A 10,461-nucleotide genomic window follows, 5' to 3' on the forward strand; every position below is an offset into this window, starting at 1 on the left:
GTTCCGCCCGAGGTGTGGAATCGTCTGGGAACCAAGGTTCTGCCGAAGCTCAGGTCGGGCACCGACCTCAGGGTCGGCGTCGACTTCTCCGTGACGGTCAACGCGGACGTTGCGAGCAGCCTGACCTTAGACCTTCGCCAGATCCTCGATGATCTTGGGCTGGCAGACAAAGTGCGGGTCGATGGGAGCTGAAGGAACGGCGACTTCCTAAGTCCGCCACTGCACCGCCACGCCAGCGTTCGCGCGAAGCAGTTGCCGTTTCTGTTGCCGTTTCTCCCGGCAAAGTGCGGCATAGCGTGCAGCAAGATGTCGGGACCGTCGCTCGGAACTCGTTGAAAGCCGACATTTTGTCGTTAACGTTCACCCCTCAAACCTGAATGGGGTTCAGGGGGTCGCGGGTTCAAATCCCGCCGTCCCGACTCTCGAATCTGCGGCCCTGTCGCGACTTACGCGATGGGGCCGCTCCCTTAAGCGCTCTCCCCGGGTACGGTTGCCGTACAGTTCTCCTTAGCTTCCTGGGCTCGAGACCACGGCGATCGCCGGCGACGCTCTGGCCCAGCCGAATCACGCGCTGGCGCTCGTCAAATGGCAAGTCTTGGAAAGGGCACGTCGGGCAGACGGAGCCGACGACGTTTCCCGACCATCCGGAACGGGATCTCACCCATCTCCAGGAGCTGGATCAGGTCCGGGCGTGAGACATTCAGGAGATCCGCAGCCTTCTGGATCGAGACCTCTTCCATCCTTCTGCCCTCCTGTGCCCCGCTGCCGCGTTGTGACCTTTCGGCGCGACACATGCGCTGGCCGCTTTTTCGCTCCGCTTGATCGCCAGGGCCTCCTCTGCCCGCGCGATCAGGCGCTCTCCAAACGTCCGCTGATCACTCATTGCGAATCATTACCCGCATCTCGTGTGTGTAAACCTCACGCCGACTTCAGCGCTTCGCCTCGGGACGCGACAAACCTGTCGCCGACAGAGGCAGCGTTCGTGGCGGAATTGCCGCGCAAGACCGTCGAGCAGGCAATTGACCGCGGAGAGGTGAAACCGGTGCTCGGGCGGCGGCGCGGCGAGATAGTTCGCGGGCTGGACGAGCCGGCAGTCGTGTACCTCCGCATCCGGGCTGCGCCATGGCACGAGCGGAAGCCCCGCCGAGTATTCGGAGCCGGCGAGCTCGGCACCAACCGCTGACCTGGCGGGGCTTGCCACGTGCCTCTCCGGCTGCTCGTTGACGAATGCCTTTCGCCCGTGCTGGTGGACGTCGCGCATCAGCACGGGTTCGAGGCGCACCACGTCGTGTACCGCGGTTGGGAATCGCGCTCGGACCCGTACCTACGGGCACGGTTGCTCGAAGGTCGGCGCTGCGCGTCGAGAAGAAACGGACTACCGCCTCTCGGCTGTTTGAAAGCTAAACGCGGGAGCCGCGTGTCACCCACTTCCAGGAGCTGGACCAGGTACGGCCGCGAGAGGTTCAGAAGATCTGCGGCCTTCTGTATCGACACGTCTTCCATCCTTCTGCCTTCCAGTGCCCCACGTGACCGCGTTGCGACCTTGCTGCGCGACACACGCGCCGGCGGCTTCTCACCGCGCTTGATCGCCAGCGCCTCCTCGGCACGTGCGATCAGGCGCTCTCCGAACGCCGGCTCGTCAGTCATCCTACCTCTCCGCTGCGCCCGGCTGCGTTCGCGCCTGTGACGGCCTATCCCGTTCATGCAGTCCTGTGCTCTCCCCGTTCGACGGAGACTTCGGCGCGGCGTCCGGCGGCCGCGAGCATGTTCACGAGTCCATCGATGCTAAACAACTCAATCTTGCCACGCGCTAGGTCGGTGATCCGCGACTGTGTGACGCCGAACAGCTTTGCGGCGCCGGATCGAGTGTGCCGCTCGGTCTTGATAATCCGCCGAAGGGGATGCGCCCTGGCAAGGCGCCGGCGCGGGCACGATGAGCTTGGTCGGCACGTTCGTCTGGTGAGAGGCGCCCTGGTTGGGGGCGCGCGAGCGCGTGCCCCGCAAGGCCGCCCCTTTCGCGATGGTCACGAAAATGTTACTATGCTCCGTGACCATTCGCGTCATGGAATACGTCCGCGAGGACGGGGGCGACACCCTTCAAGGAATGGTTCGACCACTTCGGTCCAGCATGGACAACCTCGCCACCATTTTCGACGTGCTGCGAAGTGCGCTCAAAGTGGAAATCGAGGTGCATGCGGTGGAAGCTGCCTGAATTGCAATGCACAAGCGTGCGCGGAGTGCGGCGTGCCTATTGGCGAGCTGGATCGGTACGCTGAGATGTGTCGCGTCAGCAGCGTGATGCGCCCGTACGTCGAGTCGCTCGTGCTATGACCCCCTCATCCAAGGGGCTGGCTGTATCGGTCCAGACGCGGCTCGTGCGACACGCCAAGACTCTGGGCATCGATCCAACCTCGCGCTGAGGGACAACCCGCATTTCCCCGGCTTATGTTAATCGGTCGCAACGATCCCTGCCCTTGTGGCAGCGGCAAGAAATACAAGAAGTGCCATGGGGCGGCTGATCCCGTAGCCGTCGCCTCACCGGACGTCTCGCGCGCAAATGCGCTGAAGGCTCGCGATGTCGAGCTGGGCGATCGCCTCATGCGGTTCGCGCGGATGCGCCATGGCCCGCATTGGCTGCACGATGTCCTTGACTCAGAGGGCCTGCTCGACGGCGGTGAGATTCCCGACGCCGAAATGTCAATCGTCATCCCGTGGCTGGAGCATTGCAGGGTGAACCCGGCTGGATTGACGCTGGCCGACGAGTGGCGCGTTCACCAGCAGCATCGAATCTCGCCCGATGACCGCCTGCTCCTGGAGGCCTACGACTCGGCGTGGGTGTCGCTCTGGGAAGTGGCGGAGGTCGAACCCGGCACAGGATCGCGGCTCACGGACATTCTCACGCGTGAGGAGCGCTTCGTTCACGACGTCCGCACCTCACACACGCTGCGGCGATTCGACACTGTCCTTGCGATGATCCTGACCTGCGATGGCGTTTCGTTTTTCGGTGGCGTTCACGCCCAGCCGCTGCCACCGCGATTCGCCGAAGCTGCGGCGCGCGAGGCACGACGCATGTGCCGCGTTCGTACTCGCCCTGTCCCTCCCGAAAGACTGCGCGATCCCGACATGCAGCTCGAACTGATCGCACTTTGGAGCGACGGCGTGCAACACATGCTAGATCAGCCGCCACCGCGCTTGCAGAACACTGACGGTGATCCGTTCGTCCTGACCAGGGATGACTTCGGGCTCCTGGCGCCGGCCGACGAGGTAGCCCGCCAGCTTGCCGCGCTTCCGGGCGTACAGGAGCCGGAGCGGGAAGGCGGCGACATCGTGTTCACCGTTACGAAAGCCGGAAACGCGGTACACCGCTCGTGGGACAATACCGTCATTGGACGCATCGTCCTGACTGGAACCAGGCTGACCGTCGAGACCAACTCCACGCGCCGCGCCAACTCGCTACGCTCCGCGATCGATGACCAACTAGAAGGGCTGGTGCGGTTCCGCTTGCGCAAGGAGGAGAATACCGCGCACCTCATGGCGGCTGCACGAGCGTCCGGCGCCAATCGAGGGCAGCGCGCGGAGGAGCCGCTCCCGCCGGAGGCCGAGGCAGCGCTACGGCAATTCCGGGAACGCCACATGAGGGATTGGCTCGACGACGCCGTCCCGGCGCTCGACGGGCTTACGCCGCGCGAGGCGGCGCGGCTGCCCCGTGCCCGGCCGAAGCTGGAGGTGCTTCTCAAGGAATTCGAGCAGAGCGAAGCGCGCCTGCCGCAGCAGCAGCGGATCGATCTGCGCTGGCTGCGTGAGGCGCTCGGCTTCTCATGAGTCGCCTTCCTCACTGACCCCGCAGGCACGGGCGCCATCCTCCGCCACCTCGGCCTGCCCGCCACGCCGCCGCCCCTTTCACCCGCCCGCGGTCCGCCCCAGCACGACCTCGGCTTCGATGCCGATGCTGACCACAACCTCGACATCGACCAGACGCCCGCCACGGGTCCGACCGAGCCCGAGCCCGTCCCGGACTTCCACTTCGACCAGAGCCGCGGCGCCTGAGGCGAAGCACCGCCCGCAGAAGCGCGCCGCTGCCCACCGCCGCACCCGCAATTCCCTCCCGTGCGATTCGCACCGGCCCAGACGCGCCACCGAGCCGAGCCTGCCGACCCGACTCGCCATGGCCTCGCACCCTCCAGCCATGGCCGCTCCAGTGAACTTGATCGTTGCCTTGACGCCGCCGGCGGACCCGTCGTGGCGAGCGTGCCGTGGGGGCGGCAGGTTGCTCCATTGACCAGTTCAGGATTCTGCCCTAATTTTAAGAGCATGAAGGGAAGTTCGCGGGCACCGGCTGCCAGGGCATCGCGTGACGCGCTGGAACTCCTTGGGATCGCACCCGCGGCCGCTCGGATTCTGCGGTACTTCCTGGTCCGACCCGATGGCCGGCCACATGCGCGCGAGTTGCAGCGGGTCCTCCACCTGGGAGGTGCGTCGCTTCAACGCGAACTGGAGCGGTTGGTGGCGCTGGGTGCCCTTGAACGACGGAAGGATGGGCGTCGCGTCCGCTACACGCCTCTCCACGACTCGCCCGTCTGGAAAGCATTTCGCATGATCGCGAGCGCCTCGACCGATCCGACCCCGCTCGTGCGAGATGCCATGAGCGACGTGCCGGGGGTCCAGGCCGCATTCATCTTCGGCTCGGCGGCCGGCGCGACGCTGGGCGACGACAGCGACATCGACGTGTTCGTCGTTGAGGACGCGACGGTCGACCGCAAAAAGCTGCTGCGTCAGCTCGCGGAGGTCGAACTCCTCCTCGACCTGGAAGTGAACGCGGTGCGCTACACGCCCCAGGCCCTCGCCGAGCGGCTTGGCGATCCGAAGCATCCGGGGTGGCGCTTCGTGCGCGACACCCTGGCGGGTCCCAAGAAGTGGGTCGCCGGTGCAGCGTCGGCCATCGCCCCCCTGGCTGCAGCGGCCGGGCTTCGCCTCCCCGACCTCGCCGGGTCCCCGTCGTGACCGGGCCCGGTCAGCCTTCGGGAAGAGGCTCCTGGCCGGAACGCGTTCGGACGCTGCTCGAGATGCATCGGTTGCGAGAACAGCCCAGCAGTCGAGAGCAGGTTGCCGCTGTCTGGCAGAAGGCGGTGGAGAGTGCGCAGGACGCCGAACTGCCGGGCATGAGCATCGACGGATCACTGCGGGCAGCCTACGACGCGGGGCATCTTGCCGCCCTTGCTCTGCTCGCGGCTCATGGTCTGCGGCCGGGCGGCGGCCAGGGTCACCACGAGATGGCGTTCGCCGGCGCTGCCGCTCTCGGGTACGCGGGACTGGCCGATCTGGTCGCCGATTCGATTGAGATCCGAGGCCTGCGGAAGGGCTCGATGTACGATCCGGTTATCGCCGGCCCGTCGGAACGCGACCACGCTGTCGCATGGATGCGTCACACGCTACCGGCTATCCGCGACGCTCTGCTGCTTGCCGACCCGGATCTTGCAGCCGTGCTTCGCGAATACCCATAGCAGGTTGACCTGAAGTCAGCGAAACAGCTCCCCAGTCGTACCCATCAGCAGGAAGGCCGCAGCGCCTCCGAGCCGCGCGCGCCTCCCCTCACTCGCGGCCAAGTGCCGACCGTGAAGGTGCGGCTCCAGAAGAACACGCGTCAAACGCTGTTTGACGTCGTGGACGTGCGGCCACTGCAGCCCTACCGGATCCACCTCCGTCTAGCGGAGTTAGAAGAGTCCATTGATCAGCGTCCGGTCGAGGCCGAGCTTGGCGGTCAGGCGCCTGCGCTCTTGTGAAACACCCTCAGCATTGACGCAGCGAGCCCGGTGACATATGCTTAGGCATATGCCAGCCGGAGGTGGCCATGAGCGCCGAACGCCGCGTCAAACTATTCAAGAACGGCCGGAACCAGGCCGTGCGGATCCCGCACGAATTCAAGCTTCCCGGCAATGAAGCCATTCTGCACAAGGAAGGTGAACGGCTGATCATCGAACCGGCCCGACCCACGTCGTTGCTGGCGGTGCTCGCGACTCTCGAACCGCTCGCGGAAGAGTTCCCGCCGATCGCCGAATTACCGGTCGATCCAGTGGACTTCTGATGCCGTACCTGCTCGACACGAACATGGTTTCCGACCTCGTGCGGACGCCGCAGGGCCGGGTCGCGCAGCGCATTCGGGCGGTAGGGGAAGCAGAGGTCTGCACCAGCATCATTGTCGCTGCCGAGCTTCGATACGGCGCCACAAAGAAGGGATCGGCACGGCTCACGGCCCAACTGGAAGCCGTGCTTGGTGCGCTTGACGTCCTGCCCTTCGAAGCGCCAGCCGACGCCACCTATGCTTTGCTCCGCACGCGCCTTGAACGAGCGGGCCGGCCGATCGGCGGAAACGATCTGCTCATCGCCGCCCATGCGGTTGCTCTCGGCCACACGCTCGTCACCGACAACGAGCAGGAGTTCAGCCGGATCTCCGAACTGTCTCAGGAGAACTGGCTGCGTTGAAGGCTAGCGATACACCTAGTCGCGGCGCCTCTCGACAGGGCACGGGCGCCTCGCGCCCAATCAACTCACCGGCAACAGCTTCACGCCCAACCTGGCCAAGCTTTCGTCCATGCTCCCGCCGTACCACAGTGAGGACATCGCGCAGGCCGTGCAGGAGTCGCTGGGCAGGGTCGGGATCAGCGCGCCGCACGTCGTGGTGACGGCCGACCTGCGGAGCCGGCGCTGGATCGTCTTGGCGCGGTGGGAAGGCGGCGAGCACCGGGCGAGCTACCGCTTCGCCGGGCGCGAAGGGATCCACACGCCAGCCGAACTGGCCGCGTGGTTCGCGCGCGACGTCAGGCTTGCGTAAGCGCGGCGGCAGCCGCAACAGCCGGGCAAAGCGCTCGCCAGGATTGACAGTCGCCCGGGGGGCGGTCCATCGTGTGTCCTGCCGCAATCCTGGCGGGCGGGGCTGGGCTCGAAGCCGGCAGCCGGCCGGTCCTCGCCTCGCCACCTGATCGTGCGCCACGCGGGGAAAGGCGGCGCTGGCCATGTCCGAACGAGGGCGGCGGGACGTCTCGCGGAGAAGGCTGCTGGGGCTGGCGGCCGCGGGGGCTGGCGGGCTGGTGGCCGGCCGGCTCGCGTCCGGCTGGGCGCAGGTCGCGGCGCAGACGGAGCAGCCGCTGCCGGGCTTCAGCGGCCCGGGGCCGAACCCGTTCTGGAACTCGGTCGGCCCGCTGGTCCCCTACCCGCAGAAGCTGCCGCTCATCCGTTTGACCGACCGGCCGGTGCAGCTCGAGACCCCGCGCCATTACTGCCTCGGCGCGTTCACGCCCAACCCCGCGTTCTACGTGCGCTGGCACCTGGACGCCATCCCGAATGCCGTGGACCTGGCGCGCTGGCGGCTGGTGGTCGAGGGGCAGGTGAAGCGCCCGCTCCGGCTCTCGCTGGACGACCTGCTGCGCCGGTTCCCCTCCGTCTCCGTGGCCGCGGCGAACCAGTGCTCGGGGAACAGCCGCAGCCGCTTCCAGCCGCGGGTCGCCGGCGGGCAATGGGGGAATGGCGCCATGGGCAACGCGACCTGGAACGGCGTGCGGCTGGCCGATGTGCTGGCCATGGCGGGCGTCCAGCCGGGCGCGGTGCAGGTGCAGTTCGAGGGGCTGGACCGCGGGCGGGGGCCCGAAGGGCTGGGCTCCCACCGCTACCTCAAGTCGCTGGACGCGGGCGACGCGGCGCTCGAGCAGGCGCTGCTCGCCTACAGCATGAACGGCGAGCCGCTCCCCATGCTGAACGGCTTCCCGCTGCGGCTGGTGCTGCCCGGCTATTTCGCGACCTACTGGGTCAAGGCGCTGGGCTGGATCCGCGTGCTCGGGCAGCGCGACGAGAACTTCTGGATGCGGACGGCCTATCGCATCCCGGACACGCCGCGCGGCGCGACCACGCCAGAGGCGGTGGCCGGGGGGCAGGTGCGGTTCATCCCGATTCACCGCATGCCGGTGCGCTCCTTCCTGATCACGCCCGACGGCAGCGCCAAGATCCCGGCCGGCCTGCCGGTGGTGGTGCGGGGGATCGCCTTCAGCGGCTATGGCCGGGTGACGCGGGTGGACGTCTCGGCGGACGACGGCCGGAGCTGGCAGCCGGCCCGGCTCGGCCCGGACCACGGGGAGCACTCGTTCCGCGAGTGGAGCTACACCTGGAGGCCGGAGCGTCCGGGCGCGCACGTGCTGGCGGTGCGGGCGGCCGACGCCGCCGGCAACACGCAGCCGGACGAGCCGGTGTGGAACCCCGGGGGCTACCTGTGGAACCGCATCGAGCGCCAGGAGGTGGTCGTGGGACCCGCCGCATGAGGCACGGCCGCCTCGCGACAGGGCTGGGGCTGGCCGGGCTGGCCGCCCTGACCGGCCTCTCGATCTGGAGCGGCGCCGGGCCGGGCGCGCCGCCGGAAGCGAGCCCGGGCTGGATGGGGGCCACGGGGGCGCGGCCCGGCGGAGCGGCCTCCGCCGGAGCAGCGGCGGTAAGCGGCGGCGCGCTGCACCGTGCCGGCACCCTCCCGCCCCCCTCCAGCCAGGACACCGGGTCGGCGGCCAGCCGGGCGGGCGAATACGTGCCGGGCAGCCTAGGGGCGATCGAGCAGCCGCTGCCGCAGACCCAGCCTCCCGGCGCCGAGTACGGCGTTTCCGCCTACCCGCTCTATACGCCGGAGCTCGCGCCGGGGGAGGGGCGGGAGCTGGTGCAGGGTTTCTGCAGCACCTGTCACAGCCTCACCTACATCACCATGCAGCCGCCCTTGCCGCCCGCCGCCTGGGAGGCGTCCGTGCAGAAGATGATCACGACCTTCGGCGCGCAGATCCGGCAGGACGTGGCCCGCCGGATCACCGCCTACCTGCAGGCGCACTACTCGACGGGCAGGCGCGGCTAGCGCCGCGGAGGGACCCCGCCCCCGCTCAGGACGCCATGCGCTGGCTGGAGGGCGGGACCAGCCCCTTCAGCCGCATGTAGGTGACGATGTTGCCGTAATGCTCGAAGTCGTGGGCCGCGTTGAGGATGAGCACCGCGAGCCGGGTCCGCTGGCCGCCGAACAGGTCGATCGTCTCCAGCGAGGCCGCGTCCGCGATACCATACGCGCGGTCGCAGTATTCGAACGAGGCGCGCAGCGCCTCGACCAGCGCGGGCTTGGCCGCGCGCGTCTTCTCGAAATCCTCCTTGTGCGGGTCCTCCTCCTTCAGCGCGCTCGAGCAGAAGAGGTAGTTGGCATTGGCGATGTGCGCGATCAGTTCCGCGAAGTTGCGCACCTCCGCCGTGGGCCGGAAGGCGTAGTTCTCTTCCGGCATCTGATCCGCGGCCCGGACCACGTAACCCTTTGCGATCTCGTAGATGGCGCGCGCCGAGCCGACCGCCGCATTCGGATTGGCCGGCTCGCCCGCGGCGCCCTGGGCGAAGGCGGGCCCGGCGGCAGCAACGAACACAGCAACTCCAAGCAGTCGCTTCATGGGAGCCTCGCTTTTTGGGGGTGGAGAAGGAGCGGCACTCGGTCGCCGAATCTAGACAGGCGCCGCCTGCCGAACAAGTCGGAGCGCCGTGCGGAGCGCCGTGCGGCCGTGCGGGCGCACGCGGGAACGCCTGTGCCCGCGCCGGCACCGCCGCCAGGGGGCAAAATCGGCGAGGACACCATAACCGGAAGGCCGAGGTACGCCGCTCCTCGAGCCCCAAGTGCCAGGCATCGCCGGACGCGGGGCGGAAGCTCGAGCGCGCGGGTTTTCGCAACGTGCTGCACTATCCGGGCGGGATGGAGGGCTGGAAGTCGGCGGGGCACGACGTCGAGCATGGCGCGGCCGAAAGCCACGAGGTGACCGGCATGATGGCCGCAGATTGCTAGGCGCCCGCAACCGGGTCGCGGGCGATTTCCAGGGGGTGCTGGCTCGAGCCGGCACCCCCATCTGCATGAGCGCGATCTGGCCAGGCGCGGATCGGATAGGACTTGCCTTCCAGAGCTGCCGCCGCGCAATTTGTGACGCTCATGCCATCCGGCCCCTGCGGCCAATGCACGAGATCCATTTTTCCTGACCAGCTCCCGCGTCCGTGGAGGTGACCATGCGTGCCCTGCTTCGATGCCTGCTGCCGCTCGCCTCGCCATTGCTCCTGGCCGCACCGTCCGCGGCGCAGGAGAAGCCGTCGGACACGCTGCTCACGGTGCAGCATTACCTGGACTGGGAGACGGTAGCGGACCCGCAGCTCTCGCCGGACGGCCGGCAGATCGTGTACACGCGCCGCTGGGCCGACCGCAAGCATGACCGCTGGGAGTCCTCCCTCTGGATCATGGACGCGGATGGCGGGCGGAACCGCTTCCTGGTGAACGGCTCCGAGGCGCGCTGGTCGGCGGACGGCACGCGCATGCTGTACCTAGCCAAGGGCGAGCCGGAGGGCACCCAGCTCTTTGTGCGCTGGATGGACGCGGAGGGCGCGACCACGCAGATCACGCGCGTGGCCAAACCGCCGCAGAAC

The 10,461-nt window shown here is 68.0% G+C and carries 15 protein-coding genes, 1 tRNA gene and 1 pseudogene; 13 read left to right on the plus strand and 4 right to left on the minus strand.

Annotated features, from left to right (window positions below):
- Positions 1-323 precede the first annotated feature (323 nt).
- A tRNA-Leu gene (locus HY703_10575) sits at positions 324-419 on the plus strand.
- Between the two features lie 162 nt (positions 420-581).
- Here HY703_10575 and HY703_10580 read toward each other — a convergent pair.
- Entirely contained in the window at positions 582-794 is a 213-nt protein-coding gene (locus HY703_10580; protein MBI4545632.1) for an excisionase family DNA-binding protein, read from the minus strand.
- 188 nt (positions 795-982) lie between these two features.
- On the opposite strand from HY703_10580, the gene HY703_10585 reads away from it, so the two are divergent.
- Positions 983-1,183 (plus strand): hypothetical protein, encoded by a 201-nt coding sequence (locus HY703_10585; GenBank protein MBI4545633.1) that lies wholly within the window; start codon positions 983-985, stop codon positions 1,181-1,183.
- Between the two features lie 517 nt (positions 1,184-1,700).
- Here the strand turns inward: HY703_10585 and HY703_10590 are convergent.
- Positions 1,701-1,889, minus strand: coding sequence for an XRE family transcriptional regulator (locus HY703_10590; protein ID MBI4545634.1), 189 nt, complete (start codon positions 1,887-1,889; stop codon positions 1,701-1,703).
- Positions 1,890-2,047: 158 nt separating this feature from the next.
- Here HY703_10590 and HY703_10595 point away from each other — a divergent pair, with 158 nt between their 5' ends.
- Together HY703_10595 and HY703_10600 are read left to right on the plus strand one after the other, a co-directional pair.
- Positions 2,048-2,212, plus strand: a complete 165-nt coding sequence (locus HY703_10595) for a hypothetical protein (protein ID MBI4545635.1) — start codon at positions 2,048-2,050, stop codon at positions 2,210-2,212.
- 242 nt (positions 2,213-2,454) lie between these two features.
- Positions 2,455-2,514 (plus strand): annotated as a pseudogene (locus tag HY703_10600) (SEC-C domain-containing protein).
- Between the two features lie 1,386 nt (positions 2,515-3,900).
- On the opposite strand, the gene HY703_10605 reads toward HY703_10600, so the two are convergent.
- Positions 3,901-4,167: a hypothetical protein gene (locus HY703_10605; protein MBI4545636.1), complete on the minus strand. Its 267-nt coding sequence runs from the start codon at positions 4,165-4,167 to the stop codon at positions 3,901-3,903.
- 336 nt (positions 4,168-4,503) lie between these two features.
- On the opposite strand from HY703_10605, the gene HY703_10610 reads away from it, so the two are divergent.
- The 8 genes from HY703_10610 to HY703_10645 all read left to right on the plus strand — a co-directional run bounded on the left by HY703_10610 (position 4,504) and on the right by HY703_10645 (position 8,878).
- Positions 4,504-5,001: a nucleotidyltransferase domain-containing protein gene (locus tag HY703_10610; GenBank protein MBI4545637.1), complete on the plus strand. Its 498-nt coding sequence runs from the start codon at positions 4,504-4,506 to the stop codon at positions 4,999-5,001.
- A gap of 62 nt (positions 5,002-5,063) precedes the next feature.
- Positions 5,064-5,501: a hypothetical protein gene (locus HY703_10615; protein MBI4545638.1), complete on the plus strand. Its 438-nt coding sequence runs from the start codon at positions 5,064-5,066 to the stop codon at positions 5,499-5,501.
- Positions 5,502-5,612: 111 nt separating this feature from the next.
- On the plus strand, positions 5,613-5,780 hold the full coding sequence (locus tag HY703_10620; protein ID MBI4545639.1) for a hypothetical protein: 168 nt from the start codon (positions 5,613-5,615) through the stop codon (positions 5,778-5,780).
- Between the two features lie 68 nt (positions 5,781-5,848).
- Positions 5,849-6,082, plus strand: a complete 234-nt coding sequence (locus HY703_10625) for an AbrB/MazE/SpoVT family DNA-binding domain-containing protein (GenBank protein ID MBI4545640.1) — start codon at positions 5,849-5,851, stop codon at positions 6,080-6,082.
- On the plus strand, positions 6,082-6,480 hold the full coding sequence (locus HY703_10630; protein MBI4545641.1) for a type II toxin-antitoxin system VapC family toxin: 399 nt from the start codon (positions 6,082-6,084) through the stop codon (positions 6,478-6,480). Before HY703_10625 ends, HY703_10630 begins: the two co-directional genes overlap by 1 nt.
- 109 nt (positions 6,481-6,589) lie before the next feature.
- On the plus strand, positions 6,590-6,829 hold the full coding sequence (locus tag HY703_10635) for a hypothetical protein (protein MBI4545642.1): 240 nt from the start codon (positions 6,590-6,592) through the stop codon (positions 6,827-6,829).
- Between the two features lie 181 nt (positions 6,830-7,010).
- Positions 7,011-8,306 (plus strand): molybdopterin-dependent oxidoreductase, encoded by a 1,296-nt coding sequence (locus tag HY703_10640; protein MBI4545643.1) that lies wholly within the window; start codon positions 7,011-7,013, stop codon positions 8,304-8,306.
- Positions 8,307-8,488: 182 nt separating this feature from the next.
- The gene (locus HY703_10645; protein MBI4545644.1) at positions 8,489-8,878 is read left to right on the plus strand and encodes a sulfide dehydrogenase; all 390 of its coding nucleotides are present in this window, start codon (positions 8,489-8,491) and stop codon (positions 8,876-8,878) included.
- 25 nt (positions 8,879-8,903) lie between these two features.
- Here the strand turns inward: HY703_10645 and HY703_10650 are convergent, their stop codons facing one another.
- Positions 8,904-9,449 (minus strand): DinB family protein, encoded by a 546-nt coding sequence (locus tag HY703_10650; protein MBI4545645.1) that lies wholly within the window; start codon positions 9,447-9,449, stop codon positions 8,904-8,906.
- Between the two features lie 601 nt (positions 9,450-10,050).
- On the opposite strand from HY703_10650, the gene HY703_10655 reads away from it, so the two are divergent.
- The coding region (locus HY703_10655) for a PD40 domain-containing protein (protein MBI4545646.1) at positions 10,051-10,461 on the plus strand (411 nt) is incomplete at its 3' end.

This window comes from Gemmatimonadota bacterium (assembly GCA_016209965.1).
Taxonomy (GTDB): Bacteria; Gemmatimonadota; Gemmatimonadetes; order Longimicrobiales; family RSA9; genus JACQVE01.

Bases quoted from the DNA above. Each gene is read 5' to 3' on its own strand.
- HY703_10580 (MBI4545632.1), bottom strand. From the start codon at position 794: ATGTGTCGCGCCGAAAGGTCACAACGCGGCAGCGGGGCACAGGAGGGC.
- HY703_10630 (MBI4545641.1), top strand. From the start codon at position 6,082: ATGCCGTACCTGCTCGACACGAACATGGTTTCCGACCTCGTGCGGACG.
- HY703_10625 (MBI4545640.1), top strand. From the start codon at position 5,849: ATGAGCGCCGAACGCCGCGTCAAACTATTCAAGAACGGCCGGAACCAG.
- HY703_10635 (MBI4545642.1), top strand. From the start codon at position 6,590: ATGCTCCCGCCGTACCACAGTGAGGACATCGCGCAGGCCGTGCAGGAG.
- HY703_10640 (MBI4545643.1), top strand. From the start codon at position 7,011: ATGTCCGAACGAGGGCGGCGGGACGTCTCGCGGAGAAGGCTGCTGGGG.
- HY703_10605 (MBI4545636.1), bottom strand. From the start codon at position 4,167: ATGGCGAGTCGGGTCGGCAGGCTCGGCTCGGTGGCGCGTCTGGGCCGG.
- HY703_10615 (MBI4545638.1), top strand. From the start codon at position 5,064: ATGCATCGGTTGCGAGAACAGCCCAGCAGTCGAGAGCAGGTTGCCGCT.
- HY703_10650 (MBI4545645.1), bottom strand. From the start codon at position 9,449: ATGAAGCGACTGCTTGGAGTTGCTGTGTTCGTTGCTGCCGCCGGGCCC.